18 protein-coding genes are annotated in these 26,548 nt (G+C 34.9%); 6 read left to right on the forward strand and 12 right to left on the reverse strand.

Annotated features, from left to right (window positions below; genetic code table 11):
- The first annotated feature begins 129 nt into the window (after positions 1-129).
- Together KMW28_RS15360 and KMW28_RS15365 are read left to right on the forward strand one after the other, a co-directional pair.
- On the forward strand, positions 130-1,392 hold the full coding sequence (locus tag KMW28_RS15360) for an asparagine synthetase B (RefSeq protein ID WP_169662610.1): 1,263 nt from the start codon (positions 130-132) through the stop codon (positions 1,390-1,392).
- Between the two features lie 244 nt (positions 1,393-1,636).
- Positions 1,637-3,250 (forward strand): NAD-dependent malic enzyme, encoded by a 1,614-nt coding sequence (locus tag KMW28_RS15365; protein ID WP_169662611.1) that lies wholly within the window; start codon positions 1,637-1,639, stop codon positions 3,248-3,250.
- Positions 3,251-3,365: 115 nt separating this feature from the next.
- Here the strand turns inward: KMW28_RS15365 and KMW28_RS15370 are convergent, their stop codons facing one another.
- Both KMW28_RS15370 and rimO read right to left on the reverse strand, forming a co-directional pair.
- Positions 3,366-4,226, reverse strand: a complete 861-nt coding sequence (locus KMW28_RS15370) for an outer membrane protein assembly factor BamD (protein WP_169662612.1) — start codon at positions 4,224-4,226, stop codon at positions 3,366-3,368.
- Between the two features lie 153 nt (positions 4,227-4,379).
- On the reverse strand, positions 4,380-5,699 hold the full coding sequence (gene rimO / locus KMW28_RS15375; RefSeq protein ID WP_169662613.1) for a 30S ribosomal protein S12 methylthiotransferase RimO: 1,320 nt from the start codon (positions 5,697-5,699) through the stop codon (positions 4,380-4,382).
- Between the two features lie 466 nt (positions 5,700-6,165).
- Between rimO and KMW28_RS15380 the strand changes: the two genes are divergently transcribed.
- Both KMW28_RS15380 and rsmH read left to right on the forward strand, forming a co-directional pair.
- Complete coding sequence (locus KMW28_RS15380) at positions 6,166-8,472, forward strand: sensor histidine kinase (protein ID WP_169662614.1); 2,307 nt, start codon at positions 6,166-6,168, stop codon at positions 8,470-8,472.
- Positions 8,473-8,476: 4 nt separating this feature from the next.
- Positions 8,477-9,412, forward strand: coding sequence for a 16S rRNA (cytosine(1402)-N(4))-methyltransferase RsmH (rsmH, locus tag KMW28_RS15385; protein ID WP_066205003.1), 936 nt, complete (start codon positions 8,477-8,479; stop codon positions 9,410-9,412).
- A 73-nt stretch (positions 9,413-9,485) separates the two neighbouring features.
- Here the strand turns inward: rsmH and KMW28_RS15390 are convergent, their stop codons facing one another.
- From KMW28_RS15390 to KMW28_RS15415, 6 genes are all read right to left on the reverse strand, one after another.
- Positions 9,486-11,897, reverse strand: coding sequence for a TonB-dependent receptor (locus KMW28_RS15390; RefSeq protein WP_169662615.1), 2,412 nt, complete (start codon positions 11,895-11,897; stop codon positions 9,486-9,488).
- Positions 11,898-12,090: 193 nt separating this feature from the next.
- Positions 12,091-12,597, reverse strand: coding sequence for an OmpH family outer membrane protein (locus KMW28_RS15395; RefSeq protein ID WP_066204998.1), 507 nt, complete (start codon positions 12,595-12,597; stop codon positions 12,091-12,093).
- A 38-nt stretch (positions 12,598-12,635) separates the two neighbouring features.
- A complete protein-coding gene (locus KMW28_RS15400) occupies positions 12,636-13,148 on the reverse strand; it encodes an OmpH family outer membrane protein (RefSeq protein ID WP_169662616.1) in 513 nt (170 codons plus the stop codon).
- A gap of 70 nt (positions 13,149-13,218) precedes the next feature.
- Complete coding sequence (locus tag KMW28_RS15405; RefSeq protein ID WP_169662617.1) at positions 13,219-13,752, reverse strand: OmpH family outer membrane protein; 534 nt, start codon at positions 13,750-13,752, stop codon at positions 13,219-13,221.
- A 39-nt stretch (positions 13,753-13,791) separates the two neighbouring features.
- A complete protein-coding gene (locus KMW28_RS15410) occupies positions 13,792-14,436 on the reverse strand; it encodes a class I SAM-dependent methyltransferase (protein WP_169662618.1) in 645 nt (214 codons plus the stop codon).
- Between the two features lie 389 nt (positions 14,437-14,825).
- Positions 14,826-17,045, reverse strand: a complete 2,220-nt coding sequence (locus KMW28_RS15415; RefSeq protein WP_169662619.1) for an NADP-dependent isocitrate dehydrogenase — start codon at positions 17,043-17,045, stop codon at positions 14,826-14,828.
- A gap of 313 nt (positions 17,046-17,358) precedes the next feature.
- On the opposite strand from KMW28_RS15415, the gene KMW28_RS15420 reads away from it, so the two are divergent.
- Both KMW28_RS15420 and KMW28_RS15425 read left to right on the forward strand, forming a co-directional pair.
- Complete coding sequence (locus KMW28_RS15420; RefSeq protein WP_169662620.1) at positions 17,359-18,552, forward strand: sensor histidine kinase; 1,194 nt, start codon at positions 17,359-17,361, stop codon at positions 18,550-18,552.
- Positions 18,553-18,645: 93 nt separating this feature from the next.
- Positions 18,646-22,002, forward strand: a complete 3,357-nt coding sequence (locus KMW28_RS15425) for a methylmalonyl-CoA mutase family protein (RefSeq protein ID WP_169662621.1) — start codon at positions 18,646-18,648, stop codon at positions 22,000-22,002.
- A gap of 66 nt (positions 22,003-22,068) precedes the next feature.
- Here the strand turns inward: KMW28_RS15425 and KMW28_RS15430 are convergent, their stop codons facing one another.
- The 4 genes from KMW28_RS15430 to KMW28_RS15445 all read right to left on the reverse strand — a co-directional run bounded on the left by KMW28_RS15430 (position 22,069) and on the right by KMW28_RS15445 (position 26,378).
- Positions 22,069-22,536: a hypothetical protein gene (locus tag KMW28_RS15430; RefSeq protein WP_169662622.1), complete on the reverse strand. Its 468-nt coding sequence runs from the start codon at positions 22,534-22,536 to the stop codon at positions 22,069-22,071.
- A 171-nt stretch (positions 22,537-22,707) separates the two neighbouring features.
- On the reverse strand, positions 22,708-23,082 hold the full coding sequence (locus tag KMW28_RS15435) for a hypothetical protein (RefSeq protein ID WP_169662623.1): 375 nt from the start codon (positions 23,080-23,082) through the stop codon (positions 22,708-22,710).
- A 223-nt stretch (positions 23,083-23,305) separates the two neighbouring features.
- Positions 23,306-24,946: a hypothetical protein gene (locus KMW28_RS15440; RefSeq protein WP_169662624.1), complete on the reverse strand. Its 1,641-nt coding sequence runs from the start codon at positions 24,944-24,946 to the stop codon at positions 23,306-23,308.
- A 136-nt stretch (positions 24,947-25,082) separates the two neighbouring features.
- Positions 25,083-26,378 carry a tetratricopeptide repeat protein gene (locus KMW28_RS15445; RefSeq protein WP_066204969.1) on the reverse strand — a complete coding sequence of 432 codons (1,296 nt, stop codon included), beginning with the start codon at positions 26,376-26,378 and terminating at the stop codon, positions 25,083-25,085.
- Positions 26,379-26,548 lie beyond the last annotated feature (170 nt).

Below are 26,548 nucleotides of genomic sequence, written 5' to 3' on the forward strand. Positions count from 1 at the left end.
TTTCGATAGAATAACATTAAAAAAACAATTGTATCTTAAAGATAGTTTAAAATATTAAAACGAACGTGTTTTTTAAGCACCTTTCGTTAGATCGACCCAATTAACAAAATTAACCCACACGCACAATAAATGAAGACCATTATCTCTATCTATTTTCTACTTATAACTTCCATTGCGCCTTGCTTAGGAAGTCATTTGTTGGTTCCTATGGACGAACAACAAACGAATCACCTAAAAGCTTATGGTGTCACTTTTTGGGTACTTGGCCAAGAAGTTGAGGCAGAATGGCTACTCAATTACAGAGGTGGAAGCTTTATGTTTAAAAATCAACCTTCTTTTGAACAAGAATTGGTGATTAGAGGTGTTAGTTATGAAGTCATCTCCGATGCTCAAGCTTTACAAATAAAAGAAGAAATAGCACACCCTGAATCGAACATGGATTTAATGCGTTTGGATGCTGTTCCAAAAATTGCAGTTTATTCACCACCGTCTAAGCAACCTTGGGATGATGCCGTAACTTTAGTACTTACCTACGCAGAAATTCCATATGATGTCATTTTCGATGATGAAGTAATGGCCGATTTATTACCTAAATACGATTGGCTTCATTTACATCACGAAGATTTCACCGGGCAATATGGTAAGTTTTATGCTACATATGGTCGAGAAGCGTGGTACATCGAGGCACAAAATCAGTTCGAAGCATCGGCTAAAAAGCATGGGTTTGAGAAAGTGTCGGAGTTGAAAGGGGCTGTGGTTAGAAAAATTAGTGATTTTTGTTTAGGAGGTGGATTCTTATTTGCCATGTGTTCAGCAACAGATACCTACGATATCGCACTAGCTGCACAAGATGTAGATATCTGTGACTACATGTATGATGGCGATGGTGTTGATTCTAATGTTCATGATCGTTTAAACTATGATAAAACGTTTGCATTTAAAGACTTTAAAATAAAACTAGATCCATATCAATACGAGTATTCTGAAATTGATAATCAAGCCTATGAAAGAGGATTAAGAGAAGAGAACGATTTCTTTGAATTATTTACTTTCTCCGCGAAATGGGATCCTGTTCCCACAATGCTAACTCAAAATCATCAGAAACAAGTAAAGGGTTTTATGGGTCAAACTACTGCCTTTAAGAAAAGACTTATCAAAAGCGATGTGATCATCTTAGGAGAATGTGAATCTGTAGATGAGGCAAGATACATTCATGGTACATTTGGAAAAGGTACATGGACGTTTTTTGGAGGACATGATCCAGAAGACTACAGACACTTTGTTGGGGAGGAACCAACCGATCTAAATCTACACCCCAACTCTCCGGGATATCGATTGATTTTGAATAACATATTATTCCCTGCCGCAAAAAAGAAGAAACAAAAAACCTGATTTATTTAAATATTTAAAATTCACTTCAAAAGAGGTGTATCTTCAAAACCTGAGTTTAACTCGGGTTTTGTTATATAATAGCTTTGTTTGTAGTCTCTATAAAATATAATGTTTGGTAATAATTTTGGAATATCATCATAAATCGATTTTATAGTATCATGAAATTAACTCACTCTGAAGAACATCTTCCATAGATAATTTCATTTATATCATTTACACTCTTCAATAATAAAATAGCTTAATAATGTATTCTAGAAGTCAAGGTTTCGAAATTTTAAGTGATGCAAGACATAATAAATCAGTTGCATTCAGTAGGCAAGAACGTGAGCTATTCAATTTGAGGGGTTTACTACCCTACTCTTCAGTCACTCAAGATGTTCAAGTAAAACGTATCATGGATGGTTTAAAACGCAAATCGTCTGATATCGAAAAATATTTATTACTCTCACTTTTACACGATAGAAATGAAAGGCTCTTCTATAGAGTGGTGACAGAATATGTGGAGGAAGTGATGCCTATCATATATACTCCAACAGTTGGTCAAGCTTGTAAAGAATTCTCGAATAACTTTAAAAGAACAAGAGGTTTTTACATTACTCCAGAAGACAAAGGTGAAATAAGAAAAATACTTGACAATTGGCCAGAGGATTATGTAAAAGTCATCGTAGTTACTGATGGTGAACGTATTTTAGGTTTAGGTGATTTAGGTGCAAACGGCATGGGTATTCCCATCGGAAAGTTAGAATTGTACTGTGCTTGTGCGGGCATTCACCCATATGAATGTTTACCTGTTATGCTGGATGTAGGTACCAATAATCAAGAACTACTTGATGATATATTATACTTGGGTTATCCATTCAACAGGATAAAAGGAGAAGAATATTTTGAGTTAGTCGATGAGTTCGTCATGGCAATTCAAGATAAATATCCTAAAGCTTTAATTCAGTTCGAAGATTTTCTAACCCCAAATGCCTATGCACTACTAAATAAATATAAGGACAAAGTCTTATGTTTTAACGATGACATACAAGGTACAGCTGCTGTAGCTTTATCTGGTGTATATGCCTCCACAAGAATTACAAATGTTGCATTTAAAGACCTAAAAGTAATGTTCCTTGGTGCAGGTTCTGCAGCTACAGGTATTGCCGATCTAATGGTGGCCGCTTACATGAAAGAAGGACTTACCAAAAAGCAAGCGGAGTCGCAACTATGGTTTGTGGATGTGAACGGATTAGTGGTTGAAAGTAGAGATGATTTAATGGAACATAACCTTCCTTATGCTCACTTACATCCTCAAATGAGTTTCGAAGAAGCAATAGATGATATTCAACCTCATATACTCATTGGAGCTACAGGTGTTGCAGGAACTTTTACACAAACGGTTATCGAAAAAATGACTAAATACAACGAAAGACCTGTGATTTTTGCCCTCTCTAATCCAACATCAAAAGCAGAGTGTACTGCAGAACAAGCTTACGAATGGAGTAATGGAAAAGCAATATTCGCAAGTGGTAGTCCTTTTGCTCCAGTAAATTATAAAGGTACTGAATATCGACCAGGACAAGGAAATAATGCTTATGTATTCCCTGGAATTGGTTTAGGGGCTATTATTTCTAACGCGAAAAACATCCCTGATGAATTATTCCTAGAAGCTGCAAAAACACTTTCGGAACAAGTAACAGAAGATGATATTAACGCAGGTGCTTTATATCCAAAGCTATCAGAAATTAGAAATCACTCCTTAGAAATAGCTATTCGAGTGGCAGATGCGGCGTTTGAATTAAAGATTGCCAAAGGACATAAACCTCATAATCTCAGAAAATTTGTAAAAGACTATATGTTTGATCCTAAATATTAGTCACTATATAAATAAAAAAGAGAGTTAGTTTCATTCATTGTGATGAAACTAACTCTCTTTTTTTCTTACATAGAATACTTAAAATGTGTTCTTCTGTCAAGAATTTATTTCTAGATTACCAATCCTGCATATCAGAATCCGTTCTTTTGTTCGACTTCTTCTTTTGCTGTTGGAAGAACTGAATTTCGTTATTTTTCAATGCATCAAGAATCATTTGTGCCTGTTCCTTTGGCATTTTTATCTCTTGCATTCTTTCTTGGAATTCCTGTAATTCTTTTTCTTTTTCTTTTTGCTCTTTCTCTTCTTCAGACTCTTGAGGCTCTTCCGATTTTTGTTCTTCTTGTTCTTTATTTTCTCCTTCGTCTTTCTTCTGCTCGTCCTCTTTGTTGTCTTCCTTATTCTCCTCTTCTTTATCTTTATTTTCTTGATCCTGCTTGTCCTGCTGATCCTGTTGATCCTGCTTGTCTTGCTGATCTTGTTTATCCTTATTGTCCTGATTATCCTTATTGTCCTTATTTTGCTCGTCTTGTTGCTGTTTTTTCTTTAATAACAACTCATAATTATAACGTGCTTGAAGGTTTGTCGGATCGTGTTTCATCGCCAATTTGGTAAATGAAATCGCTTTTTCCAACTCTTTAGGATCTTGAGACATGATCACTCCTAATTGTTGATTTGCAATAGAGGCAATTTTTTTGTCCTTCGCATTCTGGATATTCGCATATTTAGTTTTTGCATTCTCCAAATCATTTGATTTAAAGTAAGCATGTGCTAAATCGAGCATAGCCGCATCGTCTTTCTCATTTAGAGAATCTAAAAGTATAGTAAATTCCTTAATCGCTGTTTTGTAATCTTCCGCTTTGAAAGCAGCTTCAGCAGCATTCTTGTGTTTGTTAACGGTAGAAATTCTCGTGACTCCACCATTTGCTAAGGCAAACAAACTACTAAAAACAAAAAGGATCGATAGAATCGCTTTCATAGATGATGTGTTAAAAAATCTTATACGAACAATTAGAAAAGAGGAAAGACGTAAAATAGAGGTCAAAACCCCGTTTTTTCACGTCTTTCCATATTAATATTCTATTGTACTATTTTCTTTGTATATATACAAGTCTAATAGCGATTTGTCGTCTTAATCAACGATTTCTCCATAAAGATCGAAAGGCTCTGCATCTGTAATTTTAACATTTGCAAAATCGCCCAATCGGATATGGTTCTCTTCAGAAACAGGAACCAATACTTCGTTGTCTACTTCTGGCGAATCGTATTCCGTTCTACCCACAAAGTAACCACCCTCGATTTTATCAAATAGTACTTTGAAAGTTTTACCTATTTTGGCTTGGTTCAGTTCCATAGAAATTTCTTCCTGAACTTCCATAATAGCTTCTTGTCTTTCTTGTTTTACTTCCTCAGGAACATCATCTTCCATATTGTCGCCTGCATGAGTATCTTCTTCATGAGAGTAAGCAAATACACCCACTCTTTCGAATTTCATACGTTCAACAAAGTCAAGCATTTCTTCGAACTCCTCTTCTGTTTCACCTGGGTGACCTGTTATTAAAGTTGTTCTAATAGCGATATCTGGAATTTGAGCACGGATAGCATTAATTAATTCCTCTTGCTTCTCTCTTGATGTACCACGTCTCATACGTTTCAACATTTCCGTTGAACCATGTTGAAGAGGAATATCCAAGTAGTTAGCAATATTATCTTTTTCCTTCATTACTTCGATCACATCCATTGGGAAACCTGTTGGATACGCATAATGTAGACGAATCCATTCCAAGCCCTCAACATCTGATAAAGCACGAAGCAAATCAGCTAATTTTCTGCCTTTATAGATATCTAGACCATAATACGTAAGGTCTTGTGCAATCAATAAAATTTCTTTTACTCCTTTCGATACCATATCTTCAGCTTGTTTTACCAACTCTTCGATAGGTACAGAAACGTGTTTACCACGCATTAAAGGAATAGCACAGAATGAACAAGGACGGTCACAACCTTCTGCAATTTTAAGGTAACCGAAGTGTTTATCTGTAGTTAATAATCTTTCGCCTAAAAGTTCTTTTTTGTAATCTGCTTTTAGTGCTTTTAAAAGGTTAGGTACTTCTCTTGTTCCAAAGAAAGCATCAACTTCTGGAATTTCTTTTACTAGGTCTTCTTTATATCTTTCTGATAAACAACCAGAAACATATACTTTCTCTACCAAGCCTTCCTTTTTAGCCTCTGCATATCTTAAGATGGTCTCTAAAGATTCTTCTTTAGCATGACCAATAAATCCACAAGTATTGATGAGTACGATATTGAATTTATCGTTATCCATTTCGTGTTCTACATCAATTCCGTTTCCTCTTAACTGTGTCATGATTACCTCAGAGTCCACAATATTTTTTGAACATCCAAGTGTGATCACATTGACTTTATTCTCTTTTGTCGTTCTGGCTTTCAATTGATTACCTTTTAAATGATATATTTCTAATTAAATCAAATAGTAGATTTGATCTATAACAACTTCTTATAATTCTGATCACCTCTGTCAATGAATAGTATATTAATTGAATTTTGGTGAGGAAAGTATTCTCTTGTTTCTATTTTTTTTAAGAACTTGATGAGACCATCTACAATTATTCAGTCTGCAAAATTATCAGTTTATTTTGTGGTTAACAACCTAAACTACAAACAGATGCGAATGATTTACTTCAATTAAGAAAAAAAGTGATGCTTATTTTTAATTTAATAGTTCGAAACCAATGTATTACAAATAGTATTAAATCTTAAAAAACGTTGATTTTAACGTTATAGATTCTCCATAGTCACAAAAAAACAATATTTTTGTAGATCTAAACTTAATCCATTTATTTAGGTACATATCTATTTTTTTAGACTCGCCTACAATATTGTAATCTGTAGAACATATGAAGCTCTTTGAGCAAAACAATAAAAAACAGGAAAGAAAAGAACATGTCTCGGAAGCTACTTTTATCCCGGTCATGACTCTTTCTGTTATTGCAATAACTTTTTTAGTAGGCATTTGGTCGGTTAAAGAACTTAGCGATTACAAAACTGATGTTGAACAACTAGAACTTGAGTTTACCGAAAAACAAAAACAAGTGACTAGAAACGAAGTTGAAAATTCTTTTAAGTACATCAAATACTTAGAAAAGAACACGGAAAAGCACCTTAAGAAAACGCTTCAGAACAGAGTGAATGAAGCCTACCTTATTGCCAACAATATCTACGAAAGAAATAAAAGAAAACTATCCAAAAAACAAATCACAGAGTTAATCAAAGACTCGCTAAAACCTATCCGATTTAATAGTTCTAGAGGTTATTATTTTATCGACCATATCGATGGTTATGCGGTGATGAATGCTTCAGATCCTTCAGCAGAAGGCTCTTATATTTTGGACTATCAAGATGCAAAAGGAAATTACTTCATCCGCCAGGAAATGGAAATTGCAAAAACGGTAGGAAGTGGATTCTTTGAATATTATTGGATGAAGCCTGATCAAAAAGATAAAAAGCAATACCCTAAGGTTTCCTACATCCGCTATTTTAAAGAATTGGGATTGGTGATTGGTACTGGAGAGTATATGGACAATGTAACCAAAGACATGCAAGTGCAGGCTTTGGAACGTATGGCCTCGGTTCATTTCGGTAAAGAAGGATACCTTTTTGTCAATCAAAGAGGCAATCCCCTATTGCAACGTTGGAAGTATTACGAAAGTGCAAAACAACTTTCTGCAGAGCAATTAAATTCTCTTCCATTAACGGATGAGGATGGAGATACTACCTACTTTAACGATGTTCCTTTCCATTTAACCAATAAAAAACAGATTGGAGGTTTCTACTATTACAATTACAGAAAACCAAACAGTCAGGAAGTCACTAAAAAGTTCTCTTACCTACTCTATTTTAAAGAATGGGATTGGACCATTGGTGCCGGTGTTTACCTTGATGAGTTGGACGAGCAAATTGATGCCAAACGTGCCATGTTAATTCGTGAATTGACCACCGAACTCTTTAGAATATTATCGATCTCTACATTGTTGATTGCCATCCTTTGGTGGAGATTAAGAAAAGTGGCGACAGGAATTACCAACAACCTGCAGGAATTTTCTTCTTTCTTCGATACGGCATCAAAAGAACATGTAAAGATCAATAGAGATCGTTTGGCTTATGCCGAATTTGATCAATTGGCCGATTTAGCAAATAAAATGTTGGATGAAAGAGAGAATGATAAGCGCAAGATTATTGAAGCTTATCATGAAATTCAGACTTCAGAAGAGGAACTCCGCCAACAATCGGAGAGTTTGATTTTGACGAATCAGAAGTTAGAAGAGGCAATGAATGAAGTGAAGGCCGCACAAGTGCAGCTGATCAATTCAGAAAAAATGGCTTCTTTAGGTCAATTAACAGCTGGTATCGCTCACGAAATCAATAATCCAATTAACTTTGTGACCTCCAATGTTTTGCCATTGAAAGAAGATATCGAGGATATCATCAATCTCTTGAATAGTTGCAATGATATGATCAAAATGCACGAGAAAGGAGAAGATATCACCGAAAAAGTAAAAGAAGTCAATGCCTTAGCAGAGGAAGTGGAAGTAGATATACTTACCGATGAGATCAAGCAATTGATCCAAGGTATTGAAGAAGGTGCACAACGTACCAAAGAAATTGTTCTCGGTTTGAGAACATTCTCTAGGTTAGATGAAGATACTTTCAAACACGCTAATATTAACGAAGGAATTGCCTCGACAATTACTATCCTTAATAACAAGGCGAAAAAGAAGAATATCGAAATAAAAACCGATCTTCAGGAAAATTTACCGGAGATTCAATGTTTACCTGGTAGAGTCAACCAAGTGTTTATGAATATCATTAATAATGCTATTCAGGCTGTGGAAGAAAATACAGGTGAGATTGTGGTAAATACACATTATACTGAAGGGGATAATGATATTAATATTACTATCCGAGATAATGGCTGTGGTATGCCACAAGCTGTAATTGATAAGATTTTTGATCCTTTCTTTACAACCAAAGATGTGGGAGAAGGTACAGGATTAGGGTTATCGATTACCTATGGTATTATCAAACAGCACGGAGGACAAATTATGGTCTCTTCAAAACCTGCTACTAAAGACAATGATGAGTCTTTTACAGAATTTAGTATCCTACTTCCTATTGAAGGAAAAAAAGAATTAGAAAAGAAATAAATTAATGAGCGATTACCATGTTCCTGTAATGCTACACGAGTGTGTAGACGGTTTAAATATTGATCCAACAAAAACCTATGTGGATGTCACATTTGGAGGCGGTGGTCATACAAGAGAAATTTTAAGTCGTTTAACTACAGGTAAACTTGTTGTTTTTGATCAAGATCCTGATGCAAGAAAAAATGCAGAAGCGATTAACGATGATCGTCTGATTTTTTGTGCGGCGAACTTCCGTTACTTAAAACGCTTTTTGAGATTACACGGTATCAAAACGGTAGCTGGTATTTTGGGCGATTTAGGTATTTCATCTCATCAAATTGATGAAACATCGAGAGGATTCTCTACGCGTGGAGAAGCTCCTTTAGATATGAGAATGGCACAATCGGGTGCTGTTTCTGCCAAAGAAGTCATCAATGAGTTCGATGAAAAGAAACTAAAAGAGATCTTCAAATTATACGGAGAATTAACGCATCCGGGTAAAGCAGCAAGTTTAATTATTAATGCTCGTTCTCAAGCTACGATAGAAACTACTTTGGACTTGATGAATGCATTAAGACCAATGGCTCCAAGAGGAAAAGAAAACAGATTCTTTGCTCAGGTGTTCCAAGCCATCCGAATTGAAGTAAACGAGGAGTTAGAGACTTTGAGAGAGATGTTGGAACAAGGTGCTGAAGTTTTAGAAGAAGGTGGATATTTCGTAATCGAATCGTATCACTCTTTGGAAGATCGTTTGGTGAAGAACTTCTTTAAATCTGGAAACTTCGAAGGTAAACACGAAAAGGATTTCTATGGCAACCTTCTTCGTCCATTAAAACCTTTGAAAAGTAAGCCTATTACCGCTTCTCCAGAAGAGATTGCTACGAATAGAAGAGCTAGAAGTGCAAAATTAAGAGTAGCGATTAAGTTACCAGAAAATAATAATCCTAAGAGTGAAATCTAGGATCAGAGACAAAAGGAAAAAGGCCTTGGAAAAATTAATTTCTAAGGCCTTTTCTATTTATATGAATTGTAGATTAGTTCAATAAATTACCAATTCTAATATCTATATAGAACATTCTTGGTGTAATCGGCCCATACACAAAAGCGGCATCCTTGTCCACACCACTCACAAAGTTAGATTGCATTTGGTTAAAGATATTCTTTACTCCTGCTCCAATTTGGATGTTTGAGTCCTTTGTAAGTTTGGTCATATAGGCAATTTTCAATCCCATATCAAAGAATTGTTCTGATTGGATCAACTCTTCTTCAGTAGTTAATTGACCATCAATAAATCCTCCAGGCAAATAAGGCACATGCATACTTCCTGTATATACCCCCGTCATTGTTGCCGTCCATTGATTTGTAATTTTGTAATCGGCACTAAGTGATCCATATTGATTAGGTGTCCTCAAAATATATTTTGATGTACTCGAGTCTTCATCACCCCATTGGTTTTCTTCTTCGTATTTAGCTGATTGAATAGTATAAGCAGCTTGGAAAGATAGTTTTTCTGATGGAGCAACCCTTCCCTCTAGGTTGATACCTTGTACAATAGCATCTGATGTTGAATTTCTTTTAAACAGGATTAAAGTTCCATCCTCTAAATAATTGTATTGATTATCGAAACGGTCTTTAATTCTTGTGTGGAATCCCTCCACAAGGAAATACGTCTGAACATGACCAAAGGTCTTATCAAAATCCCAGGCCAAGTTATACGACAGAGAAGATTCTGGCTTTAAGTTAGGATCTAATTGCGTTCTTACACCCTGTCCACTTGTCACTTCAATATGTAAATCTTCTGAGAACATCTGAGGAGCTCTAAATCCAGTAGCAAAGCCACCTCTCAATTGCATATTCTCGTTTAATTTATACTTTAAGTTCACCCTAGGGTTAATAGAATTCACTCGCTTATCATTCTCATGAGTCTGTTTATCGACAATATCTACAAAGTCCCAACGTGCTCCTACTAAAACCGACCAACGGTTACTCACCCATTCGTTTTGAGCAAAGATCGCATAGGTGTTCGAAATTTGATCAGATACAGTCGCATCCTGAGTATTTTGTCCTAAATCTTCATCAAAGTAAGACAGTTTTTTATCATGAATCTGGTCGTTGATGTATTCTACACCTGTTACAAAGAAAGATTTCCCATTCCAAAATTCACCTAAATTTATATTTAACTGAGAACCTGCTACAACCGTTTGTCCGGTAGTTAATCCAAAGCCATCTTTCTGTTGATATGCACCATAATAACTATCTCTATGTACATATTGACCACTTAAATAAGAGTTTAAATGCAACTTCTTATCCTTACTGAACCAATCGTGATTAAGCATTGCAGTTCCAATGTGCATATCGATTGATTCTGTAATGTCTGCCTGATCTTTAGGTAAATCTAGTTTATTCCCTCCTCTTCTTTCGTCGTGTGTATATTTCAAGTCAAAAGACAGCTTGTTGTAATCAGAAAATTGATGATATACTTTAGTACCTAAAGAAAGTGTTTTCATGGCAGTTAGTTCCGAGAAGTCATCTTTAATTGGACTACCGGTTGGATTACCATCATCATCTAATTGATAATAAATATCGTCAGGATTAGCATTCCAGACATCTCTGTTTCTGTATGAACCATAGATATAACTCGACGTTTTCTCATTTTTTGATACCAATGAAGTATTGAAATACATATTGTAATCATGAGACTTACCATCTATCGTTCCAAAGTTAGTTCCCACTTCATAAGCATTAAACTTTGGTGATTTTGTGATGATGTTTACGGTTCCTCCTATAGCGTTAGCACCATAAAGTACAGAACCACCTCCTCTAACTACCTCTACTTGGTCGATCATGGCTACTGGAATTTGCTCCAAACCATACACTCCTACCAAACCACTAAATAACGGACGGCTATCAATTAGTATTTGCGTATAGGGACCTTCCAAGCCGTTTAAACGAAGTTGAGTGGAACCACAGTTTCCACAAGTACTTTCTACTCTTGTTCCAGGAATATAATTCAGGCCCTCTCCAACGACTTTAATATCGTTTTTCATCAAGAAATCGCTACCGACTACATTGACTACACTTGAGGTTTCTTGCCTTGATTGAGAACGTCTACTACTTGAGACAATCACTTCATTTAATTCCAATAAATCCTTTGTCAAATTAAAATGAATATCATGATTCGATCGTGTGGGCTTAAATTCTATAGTTTGATCTTTATACCCTACTACTGACACTAGAAAAGAGTAGGTTTGGTTTTCTTCTAATTCAATAGTAAAATGCCCATCTTTATCTGCAAAAACACCCTTTTGGCCATCGTTTATTGAGACATTGGCAAAAGGAACATGTTCATCACCTGAAGTAATATGACCAATAACTTTAATTGGATTTGCATTCGTAATAGCACAAGAAAGAAGAAGAAGTATCTGAATTAAAGCGAAGTTTTTCAAAGTAACTCTGATTATGGTTATTTAGACTAATTATCAATAACACAAATGTATTTAAGTTACATTCACAAATAATTGACTTTGATCATCACCAAAACATAATCATTATCACGCAACAGGACCCTAAAAAACTAGATATAAAAAAAAGCTGATCCATATGATTATGAATCAGCTTTTCTATAAAGAAAAAAATTAATTACTTCACTTTATTGATTACATCAGCAGTGATGTCATCAGCTCCGTTATTGTAGATCAACATGTCGATTGGAATAACATATTGGTAACCTTTTTCTTTTGCTACCGCTTCAACAGCTTCGCTAGCTTTTTGTTGAAGTGGAGTGAATGCTTCGTACTGACGCTTTTGCAAGTTTTGCTGAGCGTTTTGTTGGAAGTCTTGTAAGTTCTTTTGTAACAACTCTAACTCCTGTGCTTTTTGCTGGATGATTTCTGGCAGCCAGTTCGCTTGGTTTTGTTGGAAGTCAGCATATTTAGTTTGGAACTCTTGCTGTTGTTGTTGCATAGAAGCCATCAATTGATTTTGGTAGCTTTCTAATTCTTTAATTTTAGTTTCGTATTCGGGAATCGAACGTACTACTGAATCTAAATCTGCGTAAGCAAAGATTTTAGTTTGTGCCTTGCTTTCAGTTCCGAATCCCATTAGCATCACTGCGAATAATGATGCGAAAACAACTCTTAATTTCATAATTTCTTGTTTGTAAGTTTTAATATCTTAAACTTAGACTATTGTCCATTTATTTTAGCGATAACTTTACCAGTGATATCCTCACCACCAGCATTGATTAGGAAACCGATACGGTTAACTACCCCATTGGCAATTACCACACTGTAACCTTCAGCCTCTGCAACAACTTTTACTTGTTCTTTCAGCTTTTTCATAAGAGGTTCCATAGCGTCTTGCTGTTTTTTCTGGATCCCTTGCTGTGCTCTTTGTTGAAGTTCTTGAACTTCTACTTGCATCTCCTGCAATTCTTTCTGTCCTTCATCCAACTGTTGAGGAGACATAGTTTGTTGACCTTGCATTAGCGTTTGGTACTTCTCCTGCATTGTTCTCTGCTTCATCTCAATTTGAGTTTGAAACTGCTTCGCATAAGATTCAATAATCTTCTGCTGTGTCTTAAACTCAGGCATTGAAGTGATCACACTATCTTCGTTAATAAATGCCACTTTCTGTTGTGCATTTGCTACCGAAGAGAGCATCATCAGCGACCAAAGCGCAAATAAGATTTTCTTCATTTCTATAAAAGTTTCTCCGATTATAATTTAAACTTTAACCTTGAGGAAAGTTCGACTGCAAAAATATAAATTATCTTGGAGAATCCTCAGGATCTCCCTCACCAAGTTCGTCTAAAACGAAGTCTGTATAGTTATATTTAGGATCTGAATAGATTAAAGTTAAATCTGAAGCTTTATCGAAGATAAAATTTAGCTTTTTCTGTCTCGCTACAGTTTCACAAGCTTTAGAAATTTTATCCTGTAAAGGCTTCATAAACTCCATACGTTTCGAATACAATAATCCTTCATACCCGAAATGATTGGTTTGAAACTCTCTCATCGCCTCTTTTAATTCAGCAATTTTATCAAGCTTTTCCTGTTTCATTTCTGGTGTTAACAAGATTTCTTCGTGAGCATATGCCCTTTCCAAATCAGCTATCTCAGCTTTCATCTTATCCAATTGACCCAACCATTTGTCAGTCAATTTTTGCAAACTAGCTTCCGCTTCTTGATACTCTGGCAACTGTTCAATAATTACCTGAGAATCGATATAACCAAAGCGTTGAGCATAAGCGTTAGATAAATTGACGAGAATACACAGACCTACAAAGAGTAATTTCTTCATTTTTCCTCAGTTTAATTCCCTTAAAGATGTTTCTTTAATTCATTTTTTCAAAGTGTAGATCGCACGAGTCAGATTTGTAGTAGTAGTATATGTTTGTAGCGAATGACTCTCAAAACCTGCCTTAGATGAATATAATGCCACATCTTCCGCTTCTACAAGCGTCGCATTTAAGACACCCCACTCCTCCTCTACGACAATTTTTTTATCATTTGATAACATTCCGACTTTGGAAATAGCTTTATTCATTGGACATTCTATAATTAGTGCCCCTCCTTTTTTAAGCCATTTGTATGCTTTTTTGATAACAGTTTGTTGTTCTTCTTCTGTTAATTCTAATATTCCAGACCACATCCAAAGTATGTAATCCAAAGAATCGTTCTTCCATTCTAATTCGGTTAAATCAGAATGTATTATTTCTATATTATCCGTTTTTTGAAGACTTAATTTATCAATTAACGCGTCTACAATTTCAACTGCATATAATTTCCCATTATATCCTTTGTCCTTTAGTCCTTTTACGATTCTACCGTAACCAGAACCAAATTCCATAATTTCTTTACCTTCTTTTATAGTGTTATAAACCTGATCCAAATCTTCTCCATTTGCTAACCCAATTTGATCGGCAAATTTTTTAAAAACTTGAATTGGCATATTTTGGTAAAAAGCCACATTTCCTTGTATCATTTTTCTACAGAAAGTTAATCTATGTGATCAAATCACACATTAAAAATTAGTAACCTGATTTCGAAAAACACAGGTTATAGTGTTGCTAATTGAATGTATAAAAAATTGAATTGAGTAGTAAACAATAATTTACTTCAAAACTATCCTCAGTGAAATTGATCAATGCATAATTATTAGTCTTTATCAATTAAATAATTAGGAATTTAAACCCTCCTTATCATCCAATTGTACTAAAACAAAAATTATACATAATCGGTATTTTCTAATCAATAAACGTACTTTTGTACATGTTATTATTAGTAATTATAAGAATAGTGCAATTTTAATCAATAGAAAAAAAGAAACCCCACTTACGTGAGGTTTCTAAAGGTTTTATATTTTTATGATGTCTATACCAATTGCGATAAAGCATCATTCAATGTAAAGCTTGGTCTCATTGCCTTTGATGCTTGATCAAATTCTGGCAAGAAGTAACCTCCAATTTGTTGAGGTTGACCTTGAGCTCCAATCAACTCTTCGTTAATCTTCGCTTCGTTTGTTGTCAACTCGTTTGCTAACTCAGTGAACTGTGCTTTCAACTCTGCATCTTTATCTTGAGCAGCTAGTTCTTGCGCCCAGTACAATGCTAAGTAGAAATGAGAACCTCTGTTATCGATGCTACCAATTTTACGGGCAGGAGATTTATCGTTGTCCAAGAACTTAGAAGTGGCTACATCCAATGTTTCTGCTAAAACTTTTGCTTTAGGGTTGTTGAATGTATCACCCAAGTGCTCTAATGATACTGCCAAGGCTAAGAATTCACCCAAAGAATCCCATCTTAAGTATCCTTCTTTAACGAACTGTTGTACGTGCTTAGGAGCTGATCCACCTGCACCTGTTTCAAACAATCCACCACCGTTCATTAATGGTACGATAGAAAGCATTTTTGCTGAAGTACCTACTTCAAGAATTGGGAATAAATCTGTAAGGTAATCTCTCAATACGTTACCAGTTACAGAAATTGTATCTAAACCTTTCACAATTCTTTCGAAAGAGAAAGTAGTTGCTTCTACTGGCGCTTTAATTAATAACTCAAGACCTGCAGTATCGTGATCTCCTAAGTATTTATTTACTTTTTTGATCAACTCAGCATCATGAGCTCTGTTTTCGTCTAACCAGAATACCGCTGGAGTTTGAGTAGCTTTCGCTCTCTTCACTGCCAACTTCACCCAGTCTTGAATTGGAAGATCTTTTACCTGACACATTCTGAAGATATCACCTTCCTCTACTGATTGCTCAATCAATACTGCACCTGAAGCGTCTACTACTTTTACAGTACCTGCTGAAGCCAATTGGAAAGTTTTATCGTGAGAACCGTACTCTTCTGCTTTTTTAGCCATCAAACCAACGTTTGATACAGAACCCATAGTTGTTGGATCTAAAGCACCATTCTGCTTACAGAAGTCGATTGTTGCTTGGTAAACACCTGCATACGATCTATCTGGAATAATTGCTTTTGTATCTTGTTGTTTTCCTTCTTTGTTCCACATCTGACCACTTGTACGGATCATTGCAGGCATTGATGCATCAATAATTACATCAGAAGGTACGTGAAGGTTAGTAATTCCCTCATCAGAGTTGACCATTGCTAAATCAGGAGCATCTGTATATACTGTTTCTAAAGCAGTGATTACTTCCGCTTCTTTATCATGTCCTTTAATTTTAGCATAAACATCTCCGATACCGTTATTTGGAGTAACACCTAGTTCCTCAAATAACTCACTGTACTTTTCGAATACGTCTTTATAGAATACAGAAACTGCTGCACCAAAAATAATTGGGTCAGACACTTTCATCATTGTTGCTTTCATGTGTAAAGAGAACAATACTCCTGTCTCTTTTGCATCTGCTACCTGCTCCGCGAAGAATGCTTTCAACGCTTTCATGTTCATTACAGAAGCATCGATAATTTCGCCATCTAAAAGGGCTACTTTTTCTTTCAATACCTCAACAGAACCGTCTGCCTTATGCAATTCGATTTTTACATCCGTTGCTTTTTCTACAGTGACTGATTTTTCAGAACCATAAAAATCATTTGCAGACATAGAAGCTACATGAGATTTAGACGAAGAAGACCAAGCACCCATTGAGTGTGGATGTTTCTTCGCATAATTTTTAACCGCTTTCGGTGCTCTACGGTCTGAGTTTCCTTCTCTCAATACTGGGTTAACAGCACTACCTAATACTTTAGCATATCTAGCTTTGATCTCTTCCTCTTCTGCATTTTGAGGTTCAGCAGGGTAATCAGGAATAGCATATCCTTTTGCTTGAAGCTCGTCAATTGCCGCTTGTAATTGAGGAATTGATGCAGAAATGTTAGGTAATTTAATGATGTTAGCCTCAGGAGTTTTAGCCAACGCACCTAATTCCGCTAATGCATCGCCTACCTTTTGATCGTCTGATAAGTTCTCTGGGAAGTTAGCCAAGATACGACCTGATAATGAAATGTCCTTCGTTTCGATTTCAATACCTGCTGCACTTGTAAACGACTTTACAATTGGTAAGAATGAATAAGTGGCCAAAGCTGGTGCCTCGTCTGTTTTGGTGTAGATAATTTTCGCTTTTGTCATGTCTTTTTTCTTATGTGATGATCAGGAAACACACTGAAATGCTACCGAAATTTGTTGTTATATTTTTGAAAAAATTGAAAAACACTCGAGAGGGTCTTTCTGTTCCAATGTGCGAATTTAATAAATGTTTAGTTTTTTGGAATAAAAAAATGACTTAGGTCGCATTTTTTTGATTTATTTAATGAATATGTAAAATAAAGTGCGATTTTTTAGTGGGATGATAAAAGAGTTATTCGTTGAAAATTTGAATCCTTTCGTTGAATAGCCTAACTGACATTACTTTAACCCATCCATTTTTTTATAACTTCACTGTATGAAGAATAAATTTGCTTTTCAATTCTCACAAACTCAACTATGGCAAACCTTAGTAATCGTTGCCTACTTTGCCTTAACGTTCAACTTTTTCAGTGAAAGGTTTGGAGTTTGGTATGCCTTTTTAAAAGCTCTTTTACTTATCGGAGCTCAAATTTTTATATGGTTCATCAATGTAAAGTATTTAGTTCCCAAATTACTTATTAAAAAGAAGCACGGATTGTATGCTATCGTTTTACTTTTTTTGGTGATAAGTTCCTCTTTTACTTATATAGAAGTGGAAAAATTCATTTTCAATAAATGGAAACAAAAAACCATAGCTACCATGCATTTTCCATTTGATGAAACTGAAATTCCTCCTACACAAGACGAACATCTAAACCCTCAAAAACCACCTCAAGATATTCGTCAGAAAATAAGACATAAAGAACTACGTGAAGACAGAAAAATTCCTAAACGTGTTCGAAGAGGATTTAAAATCTTTGAATCCTTATATAACCTTATTTTATTTGGAGTGGTGGCCCTAGCAAGTACTTCCTATAGAATGACTGTTTACAGTTTAAAGAAAGAAAGTGAGGCTTCGAAACTAAGAGAAGAGAATGTAAAGTCAGAAATGAGTTTTCTAAAATCTCAGGTCAATCCGCATTTCTTGTTCAATGTTTTAAATAACATTTACTCCTTATCTTTTGTGAAATCAGATAAAACACCGGAAGTGGTATTGCAATTATCTGATTTACTACGCTACATGTTATACGACACTACCACCGACACAGTACCTATTACTAAAGAAGTCGAATACTTAAATAACTTTATTGGATTACACCTTCTTAAGAGTGATAACATCAAAGACAATGTGGATATTGATATTCAGGTCGATCATCAAAATGTGAGGGTGGCTCCATTACTTTTTGCCCCTTTTATTGAGAATGCTTTTAAACACAGTCACATAGAAAATCACCTTGAAGGTTGGATTAAGCTATCACTTAAAGTAGATGATGAAGGTGAAATTCATTTCAAATTAAGTAACTCTATACCCAAAAAAACTATATCAAAAGACAAACAAGGAGGGATTGGTTTGGAGAATGTAAAAAAACGATTAAACTTGCAATATAAACACCAACATACACTCAACATAGAAAAACAACTTGATGCGTTTCACGTTGAGTTACATATAACCACACATAAAAACAACTAGTAAGAACATCATTGGGTAAACGAACTCAATACACTACATCGTAAAGATGATTTTTTCTTGCTTTAAACACACACAAAAGAAATGACTTCACAAATGAATTCTAACCAACCTTATACACCCAGTAATAAGATTAGGTTGGTCACTGCAGGCTCCCTGTTTGATGGGCATGATGCGTCTATTAACATCATGCGAAGAATCATGCAGTCTACAGGTGCCGAAATAATCCACCTTGGCCACAACCGATCTGCACAAGAAATTGTTGACTGTGCTATTCAAGAAGATGTTCAAGGCATTGCGATTACTTCCTATCAAGGAGGGCACTTAGAATACTTTAAGTATATCCATGATTTATTGAAAGAAAGAGGTGCGTCTCACATTGGTATTTACGGTGGTGGAGGTGGTACAATCTTACCTACTGAAATTAAGGAACTGCACGAATATGGTATCAATCGTATCTATTCCCCTGATGATGGCAGAACAATGGGGCTGCAGGGAATGATTAACGATATTCTTCAGAAATGTGATTTCCCCACTGGTAAAAACATCACCAAAGAGACGTTTAATCTGGAGAATAAATCACATAAAAACTTAGGAAGAATCATCTCAGCAATCGAAAATAGTCAAGATGAGGTGAGCGATTTCTTAGCGCAAATCAAAGAGAAAGCGGACAATAATAACATTCCTGTTTTAGGTATCACGGGTACAGGTGGAGCAGGTAAATCAAGTTTAGTCGATGAATTAATCAGACGCTTCTTATCCTCTACAGATGATAAGCAGATTGCCATAGTTTCTGTTGATCCTTCCAAAAGAAAAACCGGTGGAGCACTCTTAGGGGATAGAATCCGCATGAATGCGATATCAAATAATAGAGTGTATATGCGTTCTTTGGCTACACGTCAGGCACATATCGCTTTATCAAAAAATATAAAAGAAGTTCTGATGCTTCTGAAGGCAGCTAAGTTTGATATGATCATCTTGGAAACTTCAGGTATCGGTCAGTCAGGTACAGAAATTATCGATTTCAGCGACGTATCACTTTATGTGATGACGCCTGAATATGGAGCGGCAACTCAATTGGAAAAGATTGATATGCTGGATTATGCAGATGTGATTGCCTTAAATAAATTTGACAAAAAGGGAGCACAAGATGCATTGAGAGATGTTGCAAAACAGTACCGTAGAAATCATCAACAATTCGAATTACCTGATGATGACACGCCGGTATATGGCACAATGGCTTCTCAGTTTAACGACACGGGAGTCAATCAGTTATACAATAAATTAGTAGAGCTCATCAATGAAAAATCTACTGGTTTACAATTACCAAAAGTAGAGAACAAACATGAGGGAGAACGTTTTCATATTATCCCTCCTGCTCGAGTTAGATATTTGTCGGACATCACTGAAGTGATTCGTAATTACAATGAATTTGTAGAAGAACAATCGACTTATGCTGATCAGTTATTTGGCCTGAAAAAGTCGATCGAATTATTAGAAAGTGATACTCAGACAAAAGCTGCTTTAGAAAAGGCTTATCAAGAAGTTGAGCGGAAGACAAATCATGAAGTGGTTGATTTGATTCATGCTTGGAAAGATAAAGTTGAGGCTTACAGCAAGGATACTTTCACTTATCAGGTGAGGGGAAAAGATATTAATGTCCAAGCCGTATCAGAGTCACTTTCCGGTACTAAAATCAAGAAAGTCATCCTTCCTAAATACAAAGGATGGGGAGATATTGTGAAGTGGTCAATGCAGGAAAATGTTCCTGGTGAATTCCCTTACACTGCTGGTGTTTTTCCTTTCAAAAGAACAGGGGAAGATCCAACCCGTATGTTTGCCGGAGAAGGAAACCCTGAACGTACCAACAAGCGTTTCCATTATTTATCGGAAGGTCAACCTGCCGCTCGTCTTTCAACAGCATTTGACTCAGTGACTTTGTACGGTGAAGATCCTGCATTCCGTCCAGATATTTATGGCAAAATTGGAAACTCTGGTGTAAATGTTTCGAGTTTGGATGATGCCAAACGTTTGTACTCAGGTTTCGATCTCTGTGCTCCGTCTACTTCTGTTTCTATGACGATTAACGGCCCTGCAGCCGCTATGACGGCCTTTTTCTTAAATGCAGCTATTGATCAGCAATGTGAATTGTACATCAAAGAGTATGGTTTAGAGAAGGAGGTTAAGAAAAAGATTGATAAGATCTATCCTGATGGAGATCAACCAAAATATAGAGGAGAAATCCCATCGAATAACAATGGTTTAGGACTGATGTTATTAGGCGTTACTGGAGATCAGGTGCTTGATAAGGACGTCTATCAAAAAATCAAACAGGAGACAATTAAGAAAGTGAGAGGAACCGTACAAGCTGATATTCTGAAGGAGGATCAAGCACAAAATACGTGTATTTTCTCTACAGAATTCTCTCTTCGTTTAATGGGTGATATGCAACAGTATTTTACTGACAATGCCATTAAAAACTTCTATTCTGTGTCGATTTCTGGATACCATATCGCTGAAGCTGGTGCAAATCCAATTTCTCAGTTGGCATTTACTTTAGCCAATGGTTTCACCTTCATCGAATACTACTTGAACAGAGGAATGAAGATCGATGATTTCGCTCCAAACTTCTCTTTCTTCTTCTCGAATGGTGTTGATCCGGAATATGCCGTGATTGGTCGTGTGGCCCGTAGAATTTGGGCAAAGGCACTAAAATATAAATACAAAGCAAGCGATCGCTCTCAAAAGCTGAAATACCATATTCAAACTTCTGGTAGATCATTGCACGCTCAAGAAATTGCTTTTAATGATATTAGAACGACGCTTCAAGCACTGTATGCTATTTATGACAACTGTAATTCTTTGCATACCAATGCTTATGATGAGGCAATTACTACACCTACAGAAGAATCTGTCCGTCGTGCTGTAGCTATTCAATTAATTATCAATAAAGAATTAGGATTAGCTAAAAATGAAAATCCGATTCAAGGGGCTTTCATAATTGAAGAGCTGACTGATTTAGTAGAAGAAGCGGTAATGGCTGAATTTGACAGAATCACTGAAAGAGGTGGTGTTTTGGGTGCTATGGAAACGATGTATCAACGTTCGAAGATTCAAGAAGAATCGTTGTACTATGAGACGCTTAAACACAATGGAGATTTCCCGATTATTGGAGTGAATACTTTCCTTTCTAAAAATGGGTCTCCTACTATTATTCCTGAAGAAGTGATTCGTTCTACTGAAGAAGAGAAGAACGGACAAATTGAAGCTTTAGAGACGCAACATCAAAAACTCTCTAAAGAAGTGGATCAAAGTATCGAGTCGCTTAAGATTGTCGCTCTAAATCAGGAAAACACTTTTGATGCTTTAATGGAAGCTGCAAAATATTGTTCTTTAGGTCAGATTACCTCTGCTTTATTTGAAGTGGGTGGTCAGTACCGAAGAAACATGTAGATATAAAAAAGTCACCTCTAGAGAATATCTCTAGAGGTGACAACTAAATTAAACCAAATCTATCGATTATAAACCGACGCATATACCGATTTGGGCTCCTGAACCGATATTCCCTTGAATACCGAAGTTATCAGTAATGTGGAACTTAGCACCCACACCAATACCCCAGTGTAGTTGGTTCATATGACCAAAATCAAACCCAACATCACCTACAGCATACACGTCCCATTTCGGGTTCTGTATATTTAATACTCTGTCTGCATACCATCTAAATCTGGCACCAGCTCCGAAAGTACTTCCGTTACCAGACCATGACTGATAATCAACGAAAGCACCCACCGTAAAATCTCTACCTAATTGTGCTATTTCATAATCGGCCATTAAACCTAAAGTATTGTTCGAAAAACTAGAGGTTAAACCAATATTTAATGTTCCCGGACCTTTAATATCTGCACCGCCTTTAGCGTTTTGCGCATATGTGCTAGCAAATGAAAATGTAACTAATGTGATAAATAAGTAAATAAACTTTTTCATAATAATAGATTGTGTTTTTAATCGATAAATTTTTCTTTTTACATCTTCTTATATCAAGGGCTAAAAAATGTCACTCTACTTTCTAATTTTTTTTTGAAAAAAATTTAGAAATAAAAAAAGACCATCAACAGATGGCCTTTTTTCTACTATAGTATATCTAAAATTAAACTATTAAGGATAAACGCGTGATTCAAGTGTTTGTAACTTTCCTTCTTCTCTAATTACTCTTTTGAAGAAAAAAGCTATGGTGATGAATTCTATTAATGACCCAAAACTTTGTCTAATAAAGAATTCAATATCAAACATCAATAAAAAGAGGTTCAATGAAAGCAGTAACAACATTAATAATATGAGAATGTCTTTCATTGAGTTGTTTAAACTTTTTATGGAAATCATTAGAACACCACTCCAGGCTACTGTTATCATTTTTTCTGATAGTACGCAGTCCTCAAAAAGAAGGAAAGCAACATTTAAAATGGATAATACTACGAAAGCAATTTTTGCTTGGTGGATCAGACGTCCTAATTTTTGTAATTGATGTTCCATAATTAGATTAAATGAAGAGAAAATTGATGTTTCATTTACTAATAACAGAACTTGGAAAATGTCACTAAATAAAGTAACCTTGATAGGTATTTCTGGTGAAGAAGCTTCTACCGATGATATAATTGATGTAGTTATTCAAAATCAGATTATTTTTACTAAAAAAGGTTGACTCAAAATTAATGAGTCAACCTTTTTCAGTAAGTCTGTACAATCTATATTCTAATTAATAATAAAATACACTGGTAAATTCTGTATCTCCATTATCAAAGGAAATTAAATAATTTATTATTATTTCTCTTTTTTCAAGATCAATAGTTGATTCCTTTTCTGGATTCCGCTTAACCAAATTTGAATATTGCCCTAGATTTAAATGCTGCTCAGGAATATCTATATTATCACCATATATAAATATTTCCAATTGACACCCTCCATTAGATGAATTAAAAAAACCTGAATCAAGCCCCCATGATCCGATTGGTGAGATATAAAAACTATTCTCATCAGATTTAATCAAATTTCCACCTTCAACAGTATTTCCTAATTCATCCTCAAAAGAAACATTTCCTTCAAAATTAAAATCTGTTAGTGGATAATTTTTACCATCCAAAATCAAACCATCTGAAAATTTCCCTGAGAACCACTCTTCACTAACTCGATTACTAAAGTTATTTCCACTTAAATTTAGATAAGTTAGATTGACATTTTCATATAAAAAATTCATAATCTCTCCATTGAAATCATTATATGAAAGATTTAAATATTCTAATTGGTTTAAACTATTAATCACAGTTAAAGCATCACCACTAAATTCATTAAACGACAAATCTAAATAAACTAACTTATTTAAATTTTTAATTGGATCAATTATATATGATATTCTATTACTACTCAAATCTAGTAATTCTAAGTCTTTTAAATATATAAAAGTAGAGGGAATATCAGTGGTATTCAATCCTATATTTCGTAATGTCAATTTTTTTAATTTTGGTAAATAGCCAAAGATTCCAGGCAACTGACTATCAACATTTACATCAGTAATGTTGATTTCAACAACTCTATCATTTTCAACTACTACATGATTAAAGTTCTCGATAGTATTATCCTTACTCCAATTAAATTTATTTGACCAAAAAACCTCATTAAGCCCCACTATTAAATCTTTATCAGATAAACCTAAGGTAAAAGTATAATAAGAGTGAATTGGATGTGGATTATATGAAGAAGCATTCTCTACATCATTGGTAAACTCAACAACATAATCTTCTTTATCATTAGAAGTTATGACATGTTCATTTTCATAAATTACTCCAAGATCACAAGACGTTTTTATGGTTAAAACTTCATCAGTGAAATATACCATTTTATTATACTCAAAATCTATCTTATCATTATCTGAAATAATAGTTATTGAAGGGTTAATTAAGTTTTCATAGAGATTATCATCAAAAATAAATTTTAATGACTTACTAATTTGTACTATAGGAACTTCTATAGTAGCATTAATACTTTCTTTAACCTCAAAACTCACTTCACTCAAAGTGAATGGTTCAAAAGATAGTTTTTTATTATCCTTTGGTTGATACTTCAACACATAATTACCCACATTTAGAGTAACTCTATCTGAAAAGTCTTCAGCTTTAGTAAAATCAGTAATTTGTTCTGAATTATCAGTGTTTGTTAAGATTACCTCATAATCTTCATAATTTATCTCATCATTAGTAGAAAATATAACATCAATATTTCCCGTAGCCATTGAGTCTTCTGTAGGATCCACTTCTTCTTCATTTGAAGAATTAGTACAAGAATTACATATAGTTAGAAGAAATAATAGAAGTCCAATGATAGATTTTAGTCTGTTTGGCATAAAAAAGTTGTTTAGTTGAAAAGTAACATAATTTGCAATACCTAAAATAGATGAAAATAATTAATATTAACAAAAAATAAAACAAAAAAAGCCCAACTGATAAATACCAGTTGGGCTAAATATATCTTGTTTGATATTACTTGTTTAGCGACTCCAATTCTTTGATGTCTTTCAAACGTTGAATATCTGCAAATTCATATCGAACAGCATTTTTGAATGATCCTCCATATGCCGCTTTCAAGAAATTTTCTGATGTTTTGTAATCGCCAATTTCTTTATACACTAATGCGATAGCAAAGTTGTATTTCGCTTTTGTCGGTGGCTTAATTGTAGGATTGTGAATTACTTTTTTAAGCTTTTCTGTAGCTACCCCAAGCTCTCCTAAGCTCTTTTCACACATTGTTTTGATGAAAATCACGTTTAGGTTTCTCTCATTCTGAGGTAAAGCCTTTTGGAATTCTTCTAGGTGAATGTATGCAGTAGCAAAATCCATTGACTGATAATTAAGGTTTGCTAGATCTAACAATTTAGCAGAACGCTTTTTTACATCTTTTTCAGCCATTAATGCTCTATCTTGTGCTGCAATTACCTTTGTTTTATCCGTACGTATAGCCGCCAATTGCTTTTGTAAATCGAAAGCTTCAATGTAAGATGAATTGATACCTAAAGTTACGTCAATCATTTGTTGCGACTTTTCGTAATCCATCACAGTAAAATACGTTTGAGCAAGGTTGAAATAGTAATCTTCTTTGAAAATCATAAACATTGATTCTGCTTCAGAAGTATTAATTTTTTCCATCCACTCTTGTGCTTCAGCATATTTACCGCCTTCGAATAAAGCCCAAATATATTGGTAGTAATATCTTTCGTTACCAGAAAGAGGTTCGATATCACCAATAATTTTAGCCATTAGTTCTTCCGCCTTTTCCGGATGTCCCATTTCGTTCCAGTACATTGCTTCGTAGTAATCTAAATCGAATGATTCTACAAGATTTAGTTTTCTAACGTCATCAATATGCTTTTTAGAGAAACGGTGTCTGTTTGCTTGATCTAAGATATCCAATATCTTTAATTTATATAGATACTTTTGATCAACACCATCATCCTTTTGGTAGGCTAAATCGTAATATTTTACTGCTTTGATAGGCTGTTTTCTTTGAGAATATAAATCACCAAGCATTTCATAAGCACGGAAATAATTAGGATCTGCAACCACGCAGTCCTCTAACGTTTTAATAGCTTCATTAAATTTTGTCACCGCTAGGTAAGTATTTGCTTTCTTAAAGTAAATATTACCATCTTTTGGACTCGCAGCAATCGCCTTGTCCAACATATCCAACCCTTCTTGGTAACGGTTATTAGCTAAAAGGAAATCTGCTTTCTCTAGAAAATCGTTTGCATTCTGGGCGTTTACTGTATTAAAAAACGCCATTGAGCAGAATAGAGATAAAATGATATGAAATTTAGATAGTTTCATAGATCCGTTTTTATAAGAACTCTTTCTTTATTGTAATTAAAAGCTTGAAACGTTCAGTCTTTTTTATTTACAACTGATTAAATTAAAAAATAGTATAAGCAATACAAATTTTCCTCCGGATGTAA

This window comes from Flammeovirga yaeyamensis (assembly GCF_018736045.1).
Lineage (GTDB): Bacteria > Bacteroidota > Bacteroidia > Cytophagales > Flammeovirgaceae > Flammeovirga > Flammeovirga yaeyamensis.